Consider the following 19,706-nt stretch of genomic DNA (forward strand, 5'->3'; position numbering starts at 1 on the left):
GGCCGGCCCGGCAAACCAGGCCAACGGCATTTGCGAAGTCAAAGAGGGCTGATCAAGCCACCTGATTACGGCCCGCCGCTTTCGCCAGATACAGCTGCTGGTCGGCACGTTTGATCAGCATCGTGTGGCTGTTGTCCGCCGGGTCGGCCAGCGCGACGCCAATGCTCACCGTGACCTGTCCGATCTCGGGAAAGTGCGCCTGGGCCACGGCGACACGGATCTTTTCGGCGACCACCTCTGGAGTATCAGGCTGGGCGACTTCCGGCAGCAGTACGGCGAATTCCTCGCCGCCATAACGGGCGACGAAGTCTGTGGCGCGCACGCTGACCTGAATGAGCTGCGCCAATTGCTGCAACACGTCGTCGCCAATCGCGTGGCCGTAGGTGTCGTTGATACGCTTGAAGTGATCGGCGTCGATCAGCAGCAGGGCAAACGGTCGCCCGGTGCGGCGGAACAGCAGACTGTATTCGCTGAGTTTTTCATCGAAGCGGCGACGGTTGTAGACGCCGGTCAGGGCGTCGTGGGTCGCCAGGTTCAACAGGTCGGCATTGGCCTGCATCAGTGCCGCGGTGCGCTGGGCGACGGTGGCTTCCAGCGAGGCGTTGGCTTCCTGCAGTTCGCGCTCCTTGGCCAGCAGCGACCGGGTCATGGCGTCGATCGACTGCCCAAGCTGGGCGATTTCCCGCACCGGGTGCTGCAGCGGGAAGTGTGCGCCGGGCTGCTGGTCCTGCACCTGTTTGGCCGAGTGCGCGAGTTGCTCGATCGGCCGGCTCAGATACTGCGCCAGATAGTACGCCACCAGCCCGAATGCCACGGCGGCGGCCACACCCAGCAGCAACAATTTATAGAGCAGCAGGCGCGCCGGCTCCAGAGCGGTGTCCAGTGGCTGGCGCACGGCAATCGACCAGGACAACGCCGTACTCGAAGGCGTCGGTACGGTGACCATGCTGGTCAGGTAACCGTTGCCGACCGACCAGCCCGGCGACTTCGAATCATTCACCGCCAGTTGCTGGCCCATCAGGGCTTCCGGGTACAGCACCTTGCCGTCGTGATCGATGATCAGCGCTTCGATATCCGGCGACGCATTTTTATGCGAGAACGCTGCCGATTCGACGATACGCGTCACCCAGCTCCAGTGCGCATGCGCGCCCAGCACGCCAATCACCTGGCCGTCGGCGTTGCGGATCGGGGCGGCGAAGTCGATGAAACGCAGCGGTTCGCCGTTGGGCGTTCCCGGCAGCAGTTTGGCCAGCAACACCGCTTCGTGCGGGTCACCGGTGTACTCACCCCGCAGGCCAGCCTGGAACCATGGTCGTTGCTGCACCGATTGCCCGACCAGCAAATTATTGACCGCTTGATGCACATGGCCCTCGGCATCGGTCACGCCCATCCACGCATACTCGGCCCGGGCCTGGGTGCGCAGTTGCATCGATTTGAGAATCGCCGGGTTGTCGAGGTCGCCGCGTTCCAGATGCGGCGCACGGCTGAGCAGGTAGACCTCCAGCTGGCGCTCGCGTAATTGGTCACCGAGCAACGTTGCCGCAGAACGCGCGGTATTGAGCAGTGAATTGCCGCTGACCTGTTTCATCTGTTCGGTGGCGATATGCCCGACATAGAAGCCGACGATTGCCAGGGTCAGCAGGGACAAACCGGCGAACCAGAGGGTCAGGTGACTTCGCAGACTGGCTTTGAGCATGGGCAGGCAAATTCTGTTTGGACGTTGTGGCCGCATGGTATGCGCATTAAGCGTCGGGCTGCCAGTCGGTCGCTTCGGATAAGCACCGTCGGAAGTTTCGCCAATGCCCTACAAGGCAAGATCCTTTCTGACGCGGGTTGTTGAAAAGAACCACGCCAGCAAACGACGAAATGCAAAAGCCCGGCTGATCAGGCCGGGCTTCTTTGACTGCTTTAGAGCCGTTGTTTTATGCATTGCGGCTTTCGATCAGACGATCCGAACCACCTTCAGCGACACGGCGTTCTTGCAGACGATCCGAACCACCTTCAGCGACGCGGCGTTCCTGCAGACGATCCGAACCACCTTCAGCGACGCGGCGTTCCTGCAGACGATCCGAACCACCTTCAGCGACACGGCGTTCCTGCAGACGATCCGAGCCACCTTCAGCGACACGGCGTTCTTGCAGACGATCCGAACCACCTTCAGCGACGCGGCGCTCCAGCAGACGATCCGAGCCACCTTCAGCGACACGGCGCTCCAGCAAACGATCAGAACCACCTTCAGCCAGACGGCTTTCAATCAACTTGTCCGAGCCGCCTTCAGCGACCAAGGTGTGAACGGGTGTTGCTGCAAAAGCGTTGACTGCAAGAACCGAGAAAGCGATGCCGAGGATGGTTTGGCGTTTCATGATCGTGTGCTCCGGGGTGTATTGGGTTGGTATGGAGCTGATGTTACGCCGCGGATTTTTTATGAGAACTTCATTGGCGTGATGGTGACTATCGACGCCAGCGATGTATGCCGCAAGTCCGGATTCAGAGCTTCTGCGCCCGAATGCATAGTTCTCCGGTGGCGCGGGTCAGGGCCAGATCATGCAGTGCGTCGTGTGTCAGGCCCTGCCGGGCCTTGGCCAGCCAGACCGGGCAATTCGGGTCGCGGCGATGCGGCGCGAAGTCGGCGTACTGGCGCAGCAGGCGGGTTTGCAGCTCGTCCAGGCGCGGACGAATCTGCCCGGCCAGATCCGGTCGCGGGGTGTCCGGCGCCGCACCAGCCGCCTGCCATTGCGCGAGCAATCCGTACTGCACCAGTTTGTTTGCCTCCATTTGTGCAGCGATCAACTGGGCGACTTCTTCGGGGTCGAGCTGGTGTTCGGTCGCCAGGGTGCGGGCATTGGCGATGACCTGGGCTTCGCGCGGGCTGTCCTGAATCGGCTTGCCACTGTCCCATTTTGTCAGGGCGACGAGGTCGCCGATGTTCAGGCGTTCGTTCAAGGTTGTCAGCAACGGACGCAACGATTCGGAGGAAACAGGGGCCTCGGCGGCGCCGGCAGCGTGGCTGAACAGAACCAGCAGGGAACAGGTCAGAGCATTTCGCAACGGAGTCATGGGCAGGCGCGTTCCACAAAAAATAGTGCCGACATTTAAGCCTTGAGCAGAGGCGATGTCGACCGACTTTATCCCGCCCATCTAGCGTAATATCCCTCGCATCTCCCACCCCGAGAACGATCCTCAATGCAAACCCCCAGCACCATCAAACCGCTCTGGCAAACCTACCTGCTGTTCCTTGCGCCGATGGTGTTGTCCAACTTCCTGCAATCGATGTCGGGCACGGTCAACAGCATTTACATTGGGCAGATGCTCGGTACGCAAGCGCTGGCGGCGGTGTCGGGGATGTTTCCGGTGATCTTTTTCTTTATCGCGCTGGTGATCGGCCTGGGCGCGGGCGCCGGGGTGTTGATCGGCCAGGCGTGGGGCGCGCGCGAGGCACACATGGTCAAGGCGATCGCCGGGGCAACGCTGTTGCTGGGGGTGTTGATCGGTTTGCTGGCGGCGGTACTCGGCAGCGTGTTTGCGCGTCAGGCATTGCAAGGGTTAGGAACGCCGGCGGATGTACTGGACGACGCAGTGGCGTATGCGCATGTGATGATGTGGATTCTGCCGTCGATGCTGGTGTTTGTGCTGTTCACGCAATTGCTGCGCGGAGTCAGCGACACCGTGTCGCCACTGTTGGCGCTGATCGTGTCGACCTCGGTCGGGCTGGCGCTGACCCCGGCGTTGATTCGCGGCTGGTTCGGTCTGCCACAGTTGGGCATTCAGAGTGCCGCCTTCGCCGGTCTGGCCGGTAACCTGTCGGCCATGACGTGGCTGGCGTGGCGGCTGATTCGCAAGGACCATCCGCTGGCGCCGGACCGCGAGTTCTTCGCGGCACTGCGGCTGGACGCGGCGATTCTCGGCAAGGTGCTGCGCATCGGCCTGCCGACCGGGGTGCAGATGATCGTGTTGTCGCTGTCGGAGCTGGTGATTCTGGCGCTGGTCAACCAGCACGGCTCGCAGGCGACAGCGGCCTATGGCGCGGTGACGCAGATCGTCAACTACGTACAGTTTCCGGCGCTGTCGATTGCCATCACCGCCTCGATCCTTGGCGCCCAGGCCATTGGTGCCGGGCAACTGCAACGCCTGGCAGCGATCCTGCGCACCGGGCTGTTGATCAACGTGTGCCTGACCGGCGGTTTGATTGTGCTCGGTTACCTGTTGTCGCACTGGTTGCTGGGACTGTTCCTGACCGAAGATTCGACCCGGGCGATGGCTGAGCACTTGCTGCACATCATGTTGTGGAGCCTGTTGGTGTTCGGCTTCCAGGCGATCATCGGCGGCATCATGCGCGCCAGCGGAACGGTGCTGGTGCCGGTGATTATTGCGATTGTCTGCGTGGTCGGCGTGCAGTTGCCGGCAGCTTACTGGCTGGACGGTCAGTACGGTTTGCAGGGCGTTTGGATGGCGTTCCCGGTGGCGTATCTGGGCATGCTGGTGTTGCAGACGCTGTATTACAAACTGGTCTGGCAGCATCAGAAGATCGAGCGGCTGGTCTGAGCCCGAGCCACATCGGCAGACAAATGACATGGCGCATTCGCCGGTTGTTTGCTTAAGTCAGTCGAGGCCTCGAAGGTTTGCCCTGTCCGGAGAATCCCATGCGTGCCCGATTCACCGCTGCGGCACTGTTTGCCTGCCTGTGCGTCACGAGCGCGGCGCAGGCTGCTGAATACAACCGCGTCAACACCACCGCCAGCCAGATCAGTTTCACCTACAGCCAGATGGGCTCGCTGATGTACGGCACCTTCGGCAAGTTCGACGCGACACTGCAGTTCGACAGCGACAACCTCGCCGGCGCCCACACCACATTGCACATCGACCTCAACAGCATCGACGCCGGCAGCACCGACGCCAACACCGAACTGGTGAAACCGGCGTGGTTCGATACGCAGCGCTTTCCCGTGGCGGTGTTCGAGTCCAGCCGTTTTACCCGGGTCACGGGCAATCATTATCTGATCGCCGGCCAGCTCACCCTCAAGGGCATCACCCGCGAGGTGCAGGTGCCGGTCGAGCTGAAACCGGACAGTTCGATCGGCATTTTCGACGGTGAGCTGGTGCTCAAGCGTGACCAGTTCGGACTCGGGGCGGGGGAGTGGACGGACACTGTGGTGTCCAACGACATCGCGATCAAGTTCAAGGTGGTGGCGCCACAGCAGTGACGCCAGCCGCTCAGGTCAGTAGGCGCGCCAGTGTCCCGGTGCCCAGCGCCACTCACGTCCATCCCAACGATAGTGACCGGCGACCCAGTGATAACCGGGCGCTGGCATGACCGGCACGACTTCCACCGGCGGCGGTGGCCGATGCGGCCGTACCGGTTCGACAATGCAGCCCGACAGGGTGATCGCGACCAGTGAGGCGGCGAGCAGGGTTTTCAGGTTTCGCGACATGGTGGTCTTCCCGGTAGATAAGTTGTTGTTGCCGAGCGGGTTCAACGGGCCCAGTGGCCTTCGACCCAGTACCAGTTAGGACCGCGCGCCTGCCAGTGACCTGGTCGCCAGTGCGCGCCGTACCTCACCGGTTGCCAATGACCGGGCATCCACACGTAGCCGCGTCCTTCCCAGCGCCAATGGCCCTGATCCCAGACATAACCGGGGCGCGGCCCGGGCATCACTTCCATGCGCATCGGCGGCGGTGCCTGCTGAATGTAAACCGGGGGTTGTGCAAACACCGGGGTGCTGGCCAGCGCTGCCAGGGTCAGCGGCACCAGCAACAAGGCTTGCCGCCATTTGAACAGAGAACGCAAAACGTTCATGTGAACTCCTCAAGGCCTGCGTTAAAAAAGTGAACGCAGCTGAAGAATTGGACGCTAAATCGGCGAAAGATCCGAGCCTTGGCAGATGAAATTTTCTTCAGGTCAACCGTCAGCTTGCTTCGGTATTTCCTGCGACGGTGGCAGGCGTCGGGACACGGTATGATGTCGCGGTTTTCCGCCGGAGTTCAGTTGTCATGCCACGCATCACCCACTACCAATCCCCATGCCCCGAAAGCGTCAACAGCCAGATTCTGCAACTGGTGGTCGATTACCTGACCGACATCAGCGCGGTCGGTCTTGGCCCGAGCAATCTGCTGTACAACGTCTATCAGTACGCGGTCGGCTATGAGGTGCATCTGTATCTGGAGGCGCTGAATGGCGAGAAGGGCACTGAGGTGGAATTGCTGGTGGCGACGGCCGAGGACGACCCGGAGCGGGTCACCGGTTTCCTCTTGTACCTGCCGGTGCAAGGCGATTGGGAAGCGTGCAGCGTCGCCTACATGGCCGTGCGCGAAGGCTATCGGCGCCAGGGCGTGGCACGGGCGATGATCGGCGAGATGGTCAGCCGTTATCCGCATGCCGAACTGACCTGCAGCGTCGGCAAGGTGCCGTACTTCGAGGCGCTGGGTTTCGAGGTGATCGGCGCGCGCGAAACCCAAGTGTTGATGAGCACCCGGCATTACCGCAGCAATGGCCTGCGCGGTTTCATCGACACCACACCGATCTATCGCTCGCTGGAAGTGCAGCAGATCCACACCTACCTGCTGCAGAAAAACGGCAAGCGCGCGATGCTCGATGCCGAAAAACAGCGCGACCGGCATCTGGATCAAACTACCCGTCACGTCGAAGAATTTGTCCGTCAGCGCCTGACGCTGCACTGAGTCCTGAGTCCGGCGCAAAAAACGGACAAAAAAAGAGCCTCAAGGCTCTTTGATGGGGAGAAGTAGAGCCCATGAGGCTCAAGCTGCGCATGAAACAGGGAACAGGCTTGATTTGGGGTTCAGAACACCCGTTCCCTACGCAGTCGCTCAGGAGTGAAGCGCCTGCGTACCTTCATCATGGGAACGCGCGGGGGCCGACTCAAGTACCGCTAGTCGCACGGGCGGCGGCCCGTTCCACCATCGCGATGATGGTCGCGAACAATTCGTCCTTCGCTTGCCCGGCACTGATTTCAGCACTGGCGGCAGCATTCGACAACGCCTCGGCGGCACCGAGCATCGCGCGCAAACCGGCCTGGGTGATTTCCCCGCCAGCAGCCAGCGGTTGCAGCACACTGCGGCACTTTTCGAGGAAGATTGCCTCGTAGTCGCGCTTGATCTTTTCCAGCTCCGGCGTGCTGCCCAGCGCGGCAATCACCCCCGGAATCTCATTGCCCTGCAATAACACGCAATCGACGTACGCCGTGGCGATCACCGTCGCGGTGTCGATCAGCGTTGGCGGGCACTGGTCGATCGCTGCATCCATCACCGCAGTCTGGCGAGTATCGAAGTCGCGATACAGCGCCGCGAGCAAGCCCGAGCGAGTGGTGAAGTGGTCGTAGACCACCGGTTTGGTCACTCCGGCCTTGTCCGCCAGGTAACCCAGGGTCAGGGCATCGGTGCCCTCGGCCCGAATGATCTGCCAGGCGACGTCGAGCAACTGGCGATTGCGATCTTCGCGCGACAGGCGACGTCGCGGCTGGGCAGGGGAATCGGGTTCGGTCATTTCTATGGTTGACATCGCTTATATACCAAACGTAACTTACTGTTCGTAACTTACCAAGAGTATATAGCCCTTGGTCAGCGCAAACTTACAGGAGAATGACCATGCACGCATTGATTGTTGTGGCGCATCACGAACCGCGTTCGCTGACCCACAGCGTGGCAACGCAGATTGCCGAGGGCTTGACCCGCGCCAACCCTGCCAATACCCGGGAAATCGCCGATCTTTACGCCGAGGGATTTCAGCCGGTGTTCGGCGCAGCGGATTTCGCCGTGCATCACCGTGAGGCGCGGCCGCCAGCCGACGTATTGGCGGAACAGGCACGGATTGATCGGGCCGACGCTCTGGTGCTGGTGTTCCCGGTGTACTGGTGGTCGATGCCGGCGTTGCTCAAGGGTTGGATTGATCGGGTGTTCAGCAACGGCTGGGCGTTTGATTTCGCTGGCGACCTCAAGCATGTGAAGAAGCTGCAGCGCCTGCGCGTGCATCTGGTCGGGCTTGCGGGGGCCGACGAACGCGCCTACGAACGCCACGGTTATGGCCCGGCGATGAAGGCGCAGATCGAACACGGGATTTTCGATTACAGCGGGGCGACGGTGGTCAGCTCGACGCTGATGGTGGAGTCGGAGGTGCGTGATCCGCAGGAGCATCTGCAAACGGCGCGACATATCGGCGCCCAGATGTTCACCTGAACCTCACCTCCTGCAGCAGCTGCCGAAGGCTGCGATCTTTTGATTTATGAAAGCAAGGTCAAAAGATCGCAGCGTGCCGCAGCTCCTACAGGTCAGCGGGCGCCGGGCCAGCCGGCCTTGGCGAGGGCGGCGAGCAGAGTTTCCTTATCCAGCCCAGGCACTGCATGCCCGTTGCCCTCGGTGCTCTCGCTGGCGAGCAGGGCGTTGATGATCGCTTCTTCGACCGCTTCGGTGGCGGCGAGGAACAGCTCGCTGATGTGGTCGTTGTTGACCATGCGCAAGCCGTCGCAGGTTGGCGCGCCTTTGCCCTCGTAGGCGGCGGGCGGCACGTGATCGTTGCCGGTGGCGAAGGCGATGAAGATGTCGCCGCTGTGGTCTTCGTTACCGCCGCCGCTGCGCGCCAGACCGAGGCTGGCGCGCTGTGCCAGGCGCGTGCATTGATGCGGCAGCAGCGGTGCGTCGGTGGCCAGGCAGACCACGATCGAACCCATGCCTGGATGCGGCAGCGAAGCCCGCAGGAACGGCGAATCTACCTGCTCCATGTAGCGGCCCACCGGATAACCGTCTACCCGCAACTCACTGCGAATGCCGTGGTTGGCCTGCACGATCGCCCCCACGGTCCAACCGCCCTGAGCGCTGCTCAACCGGCGTGACGCGCTGCCGATGCCGCCCTTGAATTCATGGCAGATCATGCCGCTGCCGCCACCAACGGCGCCTTCTTCTACTGCGCCGTCATGCGCTGAGCTCAGCGCCTCGGCGACATGCTCGGGTTTGACGTGAAAACCATTGATGTCATTGAGCAAGCCATCGAAAGTTTCCAGCACCACCGGCATGTTCCAGTAGAGGCGCCCGTCGTCCGGTTGCTGCTGACGATCCAGCGCAATCAACGCATCGCGCACCACGCCAAGACTGTGGGTGTTGGTGAAGGCGATGGGACTGGTCAGCAGCCCGGCCTCGCGAATCCACTCAAGGCCGGTGGCATCGCCATTGCCATTGAGCACATGCACCCCGGCGAAACACGGTTGCTGGTTGGTCGAGCCGCGACGCGGTTCGATCACCGTGACGCCGGTGCAGATGTCACGTCCGCTGTCGCTGCGGCCACGCACGTTACTGTGGCCGACGCGCACGCCGGGGACGTCGGTGATGGCATTGAGCGGGCCGGGTTGCAGTTGGCCGATGCGGATGTTGAGGTCACGGGCACGGGATTTCATGGTTTGTCTCTCTATAACAAGGCAGAAATGAATGAGCGGGGCTGAACACAAAACCCTGTGGGAGCGCGGCTTGCCCGCGAAGGCGGTGTGTCATTCAAAGGAGATGTTGACTGACCCGACGCATTCGCGAGCAAGCTCGCTCCCACAGGGAAATGTGTTGGGGTTACTGGCCGTTCTTGACCTTGCTCCACACCCGCGTGCGCACGCGTTCGGTGGCTTTCGGCAGCGGTTCCAGGGTGTACAAGGTGGCCATCGCCGCCGCCGACGGATACACCGCCGGGTTATCCCGCGTGGCCTCGGCCACCAGTGGCGTCGCGGCGCGGTTGCCGTTGGGGTACGACAGGTGATCACTGACCGGCGCGATCACTTCCGGGCGCAGCAGGTAGTCGATAAACGCCAGACCCTGAGCGCGGTTCGGCGCATCCTTGAGCAGCACCAGCGTATCGAACCACACCGGCGCGCCTTCCTTGGGCAGGCTGTAGGCGATCTTCACGCCGTTGTTCGCCTGTTCGGCGTTGGTTTTGGCTTCGAGCATTGCGCCGGACCAGCCGACCGCTACGCAGATGTTGCCGTTGGACAGGTCACTGATGAATTTCGACGAGTTGAAGTAGGCAATGTGCGGGCGCAATTTGAGCAGCAGCGCTTCGGCTTTCTGATAGTCCTCGGGGTTGGTGCTGTTGGGCGGCAAGCCCAAGTAGTGCAGGGCGACCGGGAGCATCTCCGACGGCGAATCAAGCATCGCCACCCCGCACTGGCCAAGCTTGGCGAGGTTCTCTTCCTTGAACACCAGATCCCACGAATCCAGCGGCGCCTTGTCGCCGAGTGCGGCGCGCACTTTGTCGACGTTGTAGCCGATGCCGTTGGTGCCCCACAGATAAGGCACGGCGTATTGATTGCCGGGATCGTTGTTGGCCAGTTTGCTCAGCAGATCGCTGTCCAGATTGTTCCAGCCCGGCAGTTGATCGCGAGGCAGCGGCGCGAGGGCGCCGGCCTTGATCAGCGTCGGCAGGCTGAAGTTGCTCGCCACCACCACGTCGTAACCGCTGCGGCTGGTCAGCAGTTTGCCTTCGAGCACTTCGGCGCTGTCGAAGGTGTCGTAAACCGGTTGAATGCCGCTGTCGCGCTTGAAGTCAGCCAACGTCGTGGGGCCGATGTAGTCGTACCAGTTGTAGACGTGCACGCTCGGCGCATCGGCGGCACTGGCGACGGATGCGACGCCAAAACAGGCGAGCAGGCCAAGGTTGATGCCCCGGTTGATATAGCCACGACGACAACGCATGATGCGGCACTCCTGGCCTGCGGCAGGCCGGTGATTGACAGGAGTGCTCAGCCTATCGGGGCGGGCACGCCTGACCCATTCCCATCATGGGTTACTCAAAAGGGGTAGAGCGTGGACGCGTTGTTGCAGGAGTTGCCGGTGCACCAAAGTCTGGCGCGGGTGTTTGCCGCCGTCGGCCAGGACGCTTTCTGGCGCGCGTTGGTCGACACGCTGCGCCTGCTGGTGCCGCTGGACAACGCGCTGGTGGCGTTGATGAAGGCGGGGCAGGCACCGCAATTGCTGATCGACTTCGACAGCAAGGGCCGCGCCGACGAGCAGGAAGAACTGGCTAGCTACACCGCTGGCATGTACCTGCTCGATCCGTTCTACCAAACCGCCTCGACCGGCATCGCCGACGGCCTGCATAGCCTGGCCTCGGTGGCGCCGGACCAGTTTCTGCACAGCGAGTATTACCAGAGCTACTTTCGCTCGGTGGTCGGTGAGGACGAGTTGCAGTTCATGATCAACATCGAGGGCGGCGTGCTTGGCCTGTCACTCGGACGCTCGACGGCTTTCGATCTGGCCGAACAGGGTCGTCTGCTGTGCGTGCGCGACTGGGTGCTGGCGGCGATGCGCCGACACGTGCAGCTGTTGCCGCCACAAGGGACCGGCACCGAGCCGGTGGCGGGGGATCTGGCAACGCTGCTCGATCGCTTAGATGCGCGCCTGACCACCCGTGAAGTCGACACCGCGCGGCTGATTCTGCAGGGCTTTTCCAGCAAGGCCATCGCCCAGCAGATGGGCATCTCGCCGGAGACGGTGAAAGTGCATCGGCGCAATCTCTATCACAAGCTCAATGTGAACGGGCATGGCGAGCTGTTTGCGCTGGTGTTGCGCCCACCCACCCCCTGACCCACCACAAATTCCTGTGGGAGCTGGCTTGCCAGCGATGACGGCCTACCCGCCGACCAACTCCCACCTGAATGCACGCAATCCAACTGTGGGAGCGGGCTTGCTCGCGAAAGCGGCCTCAAAGTCGACCAATCCCTGACTGAATACACTCGGTCAAATTGTGGGAGCTGGCTTGCCAGCGATGGCGGCCTACAAGACGATCACCCTCCCACTGAATGCACTCATTCCAACTGTGGGAGCGAGCTTGCTCGCGAAAGCGGCTTGCCAGACAACATCAAAACAACAGAGCAAACCCCGCACATAAACATAACCCCGCAACCACGTTTAAAGTACACGAACCGTTACGCCATACCGGCTACAACGCCTTGCGCCGTTACCTACGCGTACGCCAGAATCCGCCGGCTTACACGGCTATGCGACGGGCTTATCGTTTCCCTGTCACTGAAAATCAGTGATCGGGTTTGGTAGCCCGTCTGTAATAGCTGTATGGCAACACCTTTGCAGTCCCTTTGTGGGGCTCGTTTTTATGGTGGTCATGCGTGGGGCTCACTCGTGAGCGCCGGGTTCCTATTGCAGCCGGTCTACCAACCCGCGTATGGCCACCACCCCTCGTTTGGTAGCGAGAGTGATGGCTCCTGAATAACTGCAATAGGAGTACATCCATGTTCAAAGCCACACCCAATCCCCCGGACACTTCGATCCCATACGACCCAGCCCTCGACCCGCAGAAGATAAAAGCGGCAACCGACCGCGCCATCAACTTCTACCTCAACCCCGGCGCCCTGAAGATCTCGATCCCTTCAACCTCGTAATGCAAGGCGAACAGAATCTTCCTCATCGACCCCACCGTGGACGAAGAAACCTTGCTCGTCGAAGCCTGCGAATCCCTGGCCGCCGCCAGCGACATGGCCCGCGACATCGGCGACTCCGTCGACAACCCACAGCGCCGGGCCATGCTGATGCTGCATCAGGTGATCATGCTCAGTGAACTGATGGTCAACCGGGTACTCGATGGCCGCCGCGTGCCGAACTAACTGCCCGGTCCCCCTGGAGGAGCTGCCGCAGACTGCGATCTTTTGATTTTGTTTTTCAAGATCAAGATCAATAGATCGCAGCCTGCGGCAGCTCCTACAGTGAGTAATCCTTTCAAAGTGCCCCGATCGGAGTTCCAGCTGATGTCCGAAACCTCAACCAATCCGCCAATCACAGACCCGCTATCTCCCTACGAATCCCTCAACTCCAGAAAACTCCACGAAGCCGCCGAACGCGCCCTCGACCATTACCTCGCGCCCGCGAACATCATGGCAACGCCGTACACCCCCAGCAGCATGTTCCTGGTCAACCCACAAACCGACACCGAATCCCTGCTGGCCAACGCCTGCGAATCCCTGGCCTTCGGCCACGGTCATGCTCGGTGATTTCGCCGGCACGCTGGAGGGGCCGAGTCGTAATACGGTGTTGGGCATTGCGCAGGTGGTGATGCTGGGGGAGTTGGCGGTGAATCAGGTGCTGGATAATGTTGTGCCCAAGGAATAGGTGCTGACAGTTCTGGCCTCTTCGCGAGCAGGCTCGCTCCTACAGTGGATCTGCGTTGGTCACGGGTTAAGTGCCCGGCAAAGATCCCTTGTAGGCGTGAGTCTATTAAATAAATTCGTCCCCTTCTCCCGCCTTATTCCAGATTGTTTTTCGCAGGCCAAGAATTGGCCTGCATATGTTTTGAGTAATGTAGGTGAGTATTCGGATACAGCTGTGCTCGGGTTAATTGATCGGGGTAACACTATCGTGGGAAATCGTTACCCCGGCCAATAACCTCCTGGGTTCACTTCAGTTCATTGAAAACACACCAGCTTTAGGCGAAAGTGCTAAGCACCTCCCCACCAAGGAGAGGTGCCTAGCGTGGATTACCCGTTTTCGGGCAGTGATGCTCTTGGAGAGGTCACGGGAACTGTTTAGCTTTTGAATGTGACCCTGCCGATGTCAATCCAATGCGCGGATTCATTCCCAAAATTCGTAGTCACCACGAACTTGAGTGTATCGAACGCTTGGCCATTGTCTGGGGCGACGTCCCGTTCATAATATTCTTCAGGTGGCTTACCCTCGTAATACAACATTGAGAACACCACAAAATTGTTCCGTAGAAACTCAAGCTGGACGCGGATAGAAAGAGTTATGGAAAAGATGCCGTAGATTGTTGCGCTCTTGGCACTCCCTTGTTTCAATCCTAAGGAGTACGCAAGTGTGGCTGAACTATCCGCGCCGTGCATACTGCCCCGAAACCACGGTGTCGAACCCATGTCGGTCACCAAAACGCCCTGGTGCCGCATCCCCCCTGTATTTGTATTCAACGTTACTTTGGTGTGCGTCCCCTCGAGAGATCCCCCTGGATTTGAAATCAGTACTTCTTTTGGATATGACTTAAAGTCTTCGACGAGGTCAACGAAATCGACCACGTTCACTATCCACTCTCCCGACTCCATCCCGCTGCCATACAACGCCTTGGCTTTGAACACATGCTTCGTACGCGTCAGTCCGGTCAGTTCAACCGTCCATATTCCATCTGCATTGGCCTCGACCCTTTTGCCTGTGGAGCTGTTACCGTCGAAAATTTCCACCTCAAGATGCTTGGTCGCCGTCCCCCTCAGACGAACAGTGGTGTCACCGGTGCTTCCATCATTGCTGATTGGCTGCCCGTTGGAATCTTCCGCACCGGTGATCGCCGGCCGGACCCCATTCAATACGGTCAGGCGCCAGGGATTCGACGGCGGGTTATTTGCGTATTGACCAATGGCCGTGAAAGTATGCAACACGTCCAACGACAACCCGCTAACGGGACGGCTCCAGATGGAGTTGCTTTCTGCCTTGGCCTTGCCTTTGGAGACCGCACCGAGAAAAACTTCCACCTCCTGGCCGGCCGGCGCAGAGCCAGTGAGCGTGATGCTGGTGTGCACGGTGTAACCGTTTTCGCGGATGTTCCAGTTGCTCTCGTCTTTTACTGATGTGATGGCCGGTGTGTCGGCAGCCACCACGACCACGATCCGCGGAAGCGATACCTCCTCATTACCATACCGCGCAGTAGCGGTGAAACTATGGGTGTCGGCGCTCAGCCCCGTCACCGGGAACTCCCAGTCACCACTCTGTGGATCGATGTCGGCAATGCCTATCTCGATATTGCCATCCTTGATCAGGACTTTCTGACCTTTAGCGCCTTTCCCTTCAAGCTTGATCGAGGTGTCAACGGTCGTGGCGCCCGGGAGAATTTCTTCCCCTTTGGAGTTTTCCACCCGAGTGATAGTTGGCGCGGTAGGAGCGGTCACGACCACGACCCACTGATCCGATATCTGCCCATTGCCGTACTGGGCAGTGGCGGTGAAACTATGGGAGACAAGGGCCAGCCCCGTCACCGGAAACTCCCAGTCACCACTCTGTGGATCGACGTCGGCAATGCCTATCTCGATGTTGCCGTCTTTGATCAGGACTTTCTGACCTTTAGCCCCTTTCCCTTCAAGCTTGATCGAAGTGTCAACGGTCGTGGCGCCCGGGAGAATCTCATTCCCTTTGGAGTCTTTCGATCCGGTAATTTCTGGCCGAACATCCTCAAACGCTTTGATCATGTAGGTGCGCACAGGGAAGTCCACTGCCTCGCTCTCATTCGTGTTCTTGCCGAACGCGGCCTTGAACTCCATGGTCAGCGGGCTGCCATCCTTGAGGTTTCTCAAGCCTTCAAGGGCGATGCTCCGCTCGTAATAACCTTGATTGAGCCACTGGGCGCTGACCATTGAGCCTGGTGCCGTATGGATCTGCAGGGTGTAGTCGCTGCCATCAGCGTTCGTCCCTTTCAGACGCAGCCAGACATATTGGCCTGTGGCAATCAACGGCCAGACGCCCATGCGATAGGTGGCATTGGTGGTCAGATTCCCTACGTTGAACTCCGGGCCTTCGCCGTTGTTGTCCGCGTCCTTGATGATCGGTTTGAGCAGTTCATTCTGCGGCATGCTCAACACAGTCAAATCAAAGACGAGGGACGGCAGCGGCTTGCCGTCGCGGATGACGACGTAGGACACCTTCACATCTTTGTTCAGGTTGAACGCGACCACACTATTTGGAATCGCAAACTCCCGGTTGCTGCCCAGCGGCCGAGGAACAGAGGTGTGCGAACCGCCTGCGGGCGTACCCTGTGCGCCAGTCCAGGTGGTGATGATTTCATCAGTTGGCAGCAACGCGCTGTTGTCCGGCACCACGATGGTCAAGGTGTCCCTGACCAGCAGCGGGTTGAGTGCGCTGTCGCCGTTGTTCTCCTTGATCGAGGGGGCGAGCAGTTCCAGCGCGACGCCCACGGTGAACACCAATGGATTCGAAAGGCTGGTCTCATCTGTGGCATGGCGCCAGAGCTGGTAGCGGACGGTGATCTTGCTGCCGCGGTTCGGTTCGATGTGCTGGGCGACGAAGGCGGCGTCCAGGTTGATGACCCAGTCTTGTTGGGCGGTTACGGCATTGAATGTGCGGGACCCGGGTTCCTCGCCGGAGATGTCGCCCACCCACTTCCAGGTGGCCTCGTCGTTGGCTACCCATGGCTTCACCACAGGCCTGGGGATGGTCAGTCTACTGGTACCGCCGGGCAGTGTGGCCGGGTCGAGGAAGCCGTTCGCCACCCCGAGGACAATGGGGGCGTCCAGCTCGAATTTCGGTTCACCCACATTGAGCAATTTCGTGTGCAGCGACTCGCGTCTGAGGATCTCGTCGCCTTCGGCTATCAGCAGGTCGTACCACCCCTTCAGGGTTCCGCCGTCAAGGAGCTTGAGGTTGTAGTCATCGACGGTGATGACGAAACCTTCGGGATTCTCGACTTCATCCTCCTCCGGAATGTGCCACTCCAACTCAGGCAGGAAGGTGCTGCCGTCCGGACTTTTACCCAACAGGAACAGCTCAATGCCCATGCCGTACTCGATGGCCGGATCGAACGGAATGCGGACGTTGATGGGGGTCTTCGTGGGATCGATGAAGTCACCCTCGGCTTCTTCGATGATCGGTGCGGCCAGGCGGTGGGCTGCGCCGGTGACTTGTACAAATTGCCCTTTTGAGCGTAACGGGTCACTGCTGCCGCTGCGTTCCAGCCGATAGAAGAAACTGACCTGGGTATTGACCAGTTTGCGCACGGCCGCAATGGACAGCTTGAACTCGTAGTTATGCGGGATATTGTCGACAGTCTGGGGCAGGGCGGTGACTTCGACTTTTTCGCCCTCCAGGGTGGTGCCGAGCATGGTCAAGTGAATGATGTCATCCATCTCGAAGTCTGGCCGTGTGGCCGTGACATGCACCGTGATGTCGTTATCGCCCTGTTTATCGGCGTCGAGTTCATTATTGACAGCCTCCTGAACAATCGGTGCGGCCAGCAGGTCGATGCCGGTGGTGACGACGATGCGGGTTGCCTTGCACCAGTCTTCCGATTCATTGCCGACGATATCGCGCACTTTGAAGGTGACCGCCAGACCGAAGAGGTCGGTGTCACCAGCCTCTTTAATAGTGGCTTTGGAGACCGTGATTAATATCGGGTTTGCCGCTGGATCGTTGATCTGCTCCTGGGTCACCGGTGTGGAATACTCAAAAAAGCCGCCCCAACTGAGATGAATGACGTCGCCCTGCGCGATGTCGGGGTAAGGCAAGCCGCTGCCGGACTCGGACCTGATGACAATCGGCACCCCCGCGCTTCGGCAACGTCTTTGTCCACACCGCCGTTGACGATTTCCGGGGGAATGTACATGTACAGGTTGGAGTGACCAGGGCCCGGGTCGATGTCCTGGCCACCGGGGAGTTCCAGTTTGACGAAGAGGTTGAGGGGCTTGTCCGGACGCTCTTCTTTTTGATTGGGCTGTTTGATTTCGTAGGTGAGTTCGTAAGGACCTGTCTGCAGATGACGAGGAGCCACCCACAAGAGGGTCGGTTGTTTGAGCTCGGTCTGGTCAATGATGGGACGCCCGTCGACCTCACGGTCATTGAGCAGCAGCTTGACGGTATCGCCGACAGCCTTGGTGGCCCAGACGGGGATGACGACCAGCAGGCCGAGGTCGGGAAAAGTGAACACCGCCGCCCGGTTGATCCCCCACTGACCGGAAGGCAGGAGGCGCCCGAGCACTATCGGGTCCAGCAATGAATGGGGGGCAGAGATTTTCTTCTTGGGCTGAACGAGCATGGACGGAACTCCAAGCGAACTGTCGGGAGACAAAGGGCATGGAGTTATTCAGCGCTGAAGATGACGGCTCTGGCTACTGTCAGAAATTACAGGTGAGGAGGTATTTGCGATGAACGGTCGGGGGGCGCTGAGGTGATTGCGGGTGGGCAGGACAGCGCGGCAATCATCAGCAGCGTGCTCAATGATCATTCGTTGAAGACGGGGACGGTTTGATCTCGGCCTGAACGACAAAACCCGCCGCCCCGGTTGATCGGGGCGGCGGGTTTTGTCCTTCTGAAGAAATGGGTTGCCGGTGAGTCAGCCTTCGCGAGCAGGCTCACTCCTACAGGGATGAGCGGGGTTCGCGGGATGTCGGGTCAGTCGAGGCGTTTGAAGACGAGCGCCTTCAGGCCGCTCTCAGGATCAATATCCGGAAACTCAGGCGGATTCTCCAGCCGCTGCTCAAAGCGCAAGCTTGGCGCCTCTTGCGTCACGCCATCGATCAAAAAATCCGAACCAAATGACGGATCATTCATGCACGCCAGCACCGTGCCGTGCGCCGTGAGCAGTTCCGGCAGGCGGCGCAGCACGCGCTGGTAATCCTTGGTCAGCAGAAAGCTGCCTTTCTGGAACGACGGCGGGTCGATGATGACCAGGTCGTACGGGCCGCTGTTGATCACCTTGCCCCAGGACTTGAACAGGTCGTGGCCAAGGAAACTCACCTTGCTCAGGTCATGCCCGTTCAGCCGGTGATTGTCACGACCGCGGCTCAGCGCGGCGCGGGACATGTCGAGGTTGACCACATGGCTGGCGCCGCCTTCGATCGCTGCCACGGAAAACCCGCAGGTGTAGGCGAACAGGTTCAGCACCCGTTTGCCCGCCGCTTGTTCACGCACCCAGTTGCGCCCGTAGCGCATGTCGAGAAAAAGCCCGGCGTTTTGCTTGCGGCCCAGGTCGACGCGGTAGTGCAAGCCGCCCTCGACGATGCTCATCTCCTCGATTTCATTGCCCAGCAGCCATTCGGCGGTGCTCTGCGGCAAATACCGATGTTGCACCAGCAAGGTGTGGGCGCCGGACTGTTGCCATTCTGCCGAGGTGCTGATGTCGAGCAACAAGTGTTTGAGCGCTTCGAGCTGCTCGGGCACAGGTTCTTTGAACAGCGAGACCAGCACCACGCCTTGCAGCCAGTCCACCGTCACTTGCTCCAGCCCCGGCCAGCAACGCCCGCGCCCATGGAACAGGCGGCGGGTTTCGCTCGGTGCCGCGGCGAGTGCAGGCAGCAGATGGGCGCGGAGGGTGGCGAGGGCTTCAGGGTTCATCAGTCACGGTCGGCAAGCAAAAGGGCCGGCATTTTAACCACAAAAACCGCTTGGCGAACGCCCGTTGCCGAACGCTGATCAGGACTGTTAAGAAAAGACCTGTATCAAAAATGAATTTATGCAGGGCGCGCTGCTCATACCTGATAAGCAGCGGAAACAAGCCGCTAAATCGTTAATGCAATTCAGGGAGTGCCAGTTCATGAGTCCAACACCGACGGCGAGCGAGCACCTTCCTGACGGGTTGATTCTGGTGGTTGAGGACGACCCGTTGATTCTGGAGTTTCTCTGCGAAATTCTTCAGGAGGAAGGTTTCAAGGTCGAGCCGCAAACCAGCGCGGATGCCGCCAAGCTGTATCTGGAAGAGCACGCGCCGGAAGTCGCGCTGCTGCTCACCGACATCACCATGCCCGGTGAAATCAACGGGGCGGGGCTGGCCAATCTGGTCGGCGAGCGCTGGCCGGACAAACCGGTAATGGTCATGTCCGGTTATGAAACCCCCGAGACTTCCGGGGTCAAGCATCCGGTGGCGTTCATCAAAAAGCCGTGGGCCATCGGCCAGTTGCTGGATTGTGTCGATAGCGCGTTCAAGTCCAAGGCGCCACGCTTGCATTGAAGCGCCGGGTCGAATCGCCGGGCAAAAATGCTACATTGCC

General features: G+C 60.1%; 17 protein-coding genes and 2 pseudogenes. 8 read left to right on the top strand and 11 right to left on the bottom strand.

What is annotated here, in order from left to right; all coding sequences use genetic code 11:
* Nucleotides 1-52: 52 nt before the first annotated feature.
* The 3 genes from E3Z29_RS13880 to E3Z29_RS13890 all read right to left on the bottom strand — a co-directional run bounded on the left by E3Z29_RS13880 (nucleotide 53) and on the right by E3Z29_RS13890 (nucleotide 3,057).
* The gene (locus E3Z29_RS13880) at nucleotides 53-1,696 is read right to left on the bottom strand and encodes a sensor domain-containing diguanylate cyclase (protein ID WP_134786024.1); all 1,644 of its coding nucleotides are present in this window, start codon (nucleotides 1,694-1,696) and stop codon (nucleotides 53-55) included.
* A gap of 226 nt (nucleotides 1,697-1,922) precedes the next feature.
* A complete protein-coding gene (locus E3Z29_RS13885; protein ID WP_134786025.1) occupies nucleotides 1,923-2,363 on the bottom strand; it encodes a phage infection protein in 441 nt (146 codons plus the stop codon).
* 124 nt (nucleotides 2,364-2,487) lie between these two features.
* Nucleotides 2,488-3,057, bottom strand: coding sequence for a chorismate mutase (locus E3Z29_RS13890; protein WP_134786026.1), 570 nt, complete (start codon nucleotides 3,055-3,057; stop codon nucleotides 2,488-2,490).
* A 126-nt stretch (nucleotides 3,058-3,183) separates the two neighbouring features.
* Here E3Z29_RS13890 and E3Z29_RS13895 point away from each other — a divergent pair, with 126 nt between their 5' ends.
* Nucleotides 3,184-4,542: an MATE family efflux transporter gene (locus E3Z29_RS13895; protein ID WP_027614711.1), complete on the top strand. Its 1,359-nt coding sequence runs from the start codon at nucleotides 3,184-3,186 to the stop codon at nucleotides 4,540-4,542.
* A 98-nt stretch (nucleotides 4,543-4,640) separates the two neighbouring features.
* Nucleotides 4,641-5,201, top strand: a complete 561-nt coding sequence (locus E3Z29_RS13900; protein WP_134786027.1) for a YceI family protein — start codon at nucleotides 4,641-4,643, stop codon at nucleotides 5,199-5,201.
* A gap of 15 nt (nucleotides 5,202-5,216) precedes the next feature.
* Here the strand turns inward: E3Z29_RS13900 and E3Z29_RS13905 are convergent, their stop codons facing one another.
* Together E3Z29_RS13905 and E3Z29_RS13910 are read right to left on the bottom strand one after the other, a co-directional pair.
* A complete protein-coding gene (locus tag E3Z29_RS13905) occupies nucleotides 5,217-5,429 on the bottom strand; it encodes a YXWGXW repeat-containing protein (RefSeq protein WP_027614713.1) in 213 nt (70 codons plus the stop codon).
* Nucleotides 5,430-5,470: 41 nt separating this feature from the next.
* On the bottom strand, nucleotides 5,471-5,794 hold the full coding sequence (locus E3Z29_RS13910; RefSeq protein WP_097088058.1) for a YXWGXW repeat-containing protein: 324 nt from the start codon (nucleotides 5,792-5,794) through the stop codon (nucleotides 5,471-5,473).
* Nucleotides 5,795-5,988: 194 nt separating this feature from the next.
* Between E3Z29_RS13910 and E3Z29_RS13915 the strand changes: the two genes are divergently transcribed.
* Complete coding sequence (locus E3Z29_RS13915; RefSeq protein WP_134786028.1) at nucleotides 5,989-6,675, top strand: GNAT family N-acetyltransferase; 687 nt, start codon at nucleotides 5,989-5,991, stop codon at nucleotides 6,673-6,675.
* A 199-nt stretch (nucleotides 6,676-6,874) separates the two neighbouring features.
* Here E3Z29_RS13915 and E3Z29_RS13920 read toward each other — a convergent pair whose 3' ends face one another.
* A complete protein-coding gene (locus E3Z29_RS13920; RefSeq protein ID WP_134786029.1) occupies nucleotides 6,875-7,513 on the bottom strand; it encodes a TetR/AcrR family transcriptional regulator in 639 nt (212 codons plus the stop codon).
* 86 nt (nucleotides 7,514-7,599) lie between these two features.
* Here E3Z29_RS13920 and E3Z29_RS13925 point away from each other — a divergent pair, with 86 nt between their 5' ends.
* The gene (locus E3Z29_RS13925) at nucleotides 7,600-8,187 is read left to right on the top strand and encodes an NAD(P)H-dependent oxidoreductase (protein ID WP_027614717.1); all 588 of its coding nucleotides are present in this window, start codon (nucleotides 7,600-7,602) and stop codon (nucleotides 8,185-8,187) included.
* A gap of 92 nt (nucleotides 8,188-8,279) precedes the next feature.
* Here the strand turns inward: E3Z29_RS13925 and E3Z29_RS13930 are convergent, their stop codons facing one another.
* Together E3Z29_RS13930 and E3Z29_RS13940 are read right to left on the bottom strand one after the other, a co-directional pair.
* Nucleotides 8,280-9,398, bottom strand: a complete 1,119-nt coding sequence (locus tag E3Z29_RS13930) for a P1 family peptidase (RefSeq protein ID WP_134786030.1) — start codon at nucleotides 9,396-9,398, stop codon at nucleotides 8,280-8,282.
* Nucleotides 9,399-9,561: 163 nt separating this feature from the next.
* The gene (locus tag E3Z29_RS13940; RefSeq protein WP_134786032.1) at nucleotides 9,562-10,677 is read right to left on the bottom strand and encodes a polyamine ABC transporter substrate-binding protein; all 1,116 of its coding nucleotides are present in this window, start codon (nucleotides 10,675-10,677) and stop codon (nucleotides 9,562-9,564) included.
* A 111-nt stretch (nucleotides 10,678-10,788) separates the two neighbouring features.
* Here E3Z29_RS13940 and E3Z29_RS13945 point away from each other — a divergent pair, with 111 nt between their 5' ends.
* The 3 genes and pseudogenes from E3Z29_RS13945 to E3Z29_RS13955 all read left to right on the top strand — a co-directional run bounded on the left by E3Z29_RS13945 (nucleotide 10,789) and on the right by E3Z29_RS13955 (nucleotide 13,104).
* Entirely contained in the window at nucleotides 10,789-11,568 is a 780-nt protein-coding gene (locus E3Z29_RS13945) for a LuxR C-terminal-related transcriptional regulator (protein ID WP_134786033.1), read from the top strand.
* A 662-nt stretch (nucleotides 11,569-12,230) separates the two neighbouring features.
* Nucleotides 12,231-12,602 (top strand): annotated as a pseudogene (locus tag E3Z29_RS13950) (DUF6124 family protein).
* A gap of 141 nt (nucleotides 12,603-12,743) precedes the next feature.
* Nucleotides 12,744-13,104 (top strand): annotated as a pseudogene (locus E3Z29_RS13955) (DUF6124 family protein).
* A 413-nt stretch (nucleotides 13,105-13,517) separates the two neighbouring features.
* Here the strand turns inward: E3Z29_RS13955 and E3Z29_RS13960 are convergent.
* The 3 genes from E3Z29_RS13960 to E3Z29_RS13970 all read right to left on the bottom strand — a co-directional run bounded on the left by E3Z29_RS13960 (nucleotide 13,518) and on the right by E3Z29_RS13970 (nucleotide 19,053).
* A complete protein-coding gene (locus tag E3Z29_RS13960; protein ID WP_134786034.1) occupies nucleotides 13,518-17,228 on the bottom strand; it encodes a hypothetical protein in 3,711 nt (1,236 codons plus the stop codon).
* Nucleotides 17,150-17,755 carry a hypothetical protein gene (locus E3Z29_RS13965; RefSeq protein WP_134786035.1) on the bottom strand — a complete coding sequence of 202 codons (606 nt, stop codon included), beginning with the start codon at nucleotides 17,753-17,755 and terminating at the stop codon, nucleotides 17,150-17,152. The genes E3Z29_RS13960 and E3Z29_RS13965 overlap by 79 nt, the downstream gene beginning before the upstream one ends.
* Nucleotides 17,756-18,111: 356 nt before the next feature.
* On the bottom strand, nucleotides 18,112-19,053 hold the full coding sequence (locus E3Z29_RS13970; protein WP_134786036.1) for a class I SAM-dependent methyltransferase: 942 nt from the start codon (nucleotides 19,051-19,053) through the stop codon (nucleotides 18,112-18,114).
* Nucleotides 19,054-19,252: 199 nt separating this feature from the next.
* On the opposite strand from E3Z29_RS13970, the gene E3Z29_RS13975 reads away from it, so the two are divergent.
* A complete protein-coding gene (locus E3Z29_RS13975; protein ID WP_134786037.1) occupies nucleotides 19,253-19,666 on the top strand; it encodes a response regulator in 414 nt (137 codons plus the stop codon).
* Nucleotides 19,667-19,706: the final 40 nt, after the last annotated feature.

Origin of the sequence: Pseudomonas sp. S150, from assembly GCF_004526365.1 — a bacterium.
In the GTDB taxonomy this organism is placed as follows: domain Bacteria; phylum Pseudomonadota; class Gammaproteobacteria; order Pseudomonadales; family Pseudomonadaceae; genus Aquipseudomonas; species Aquipseudomonas putida_A.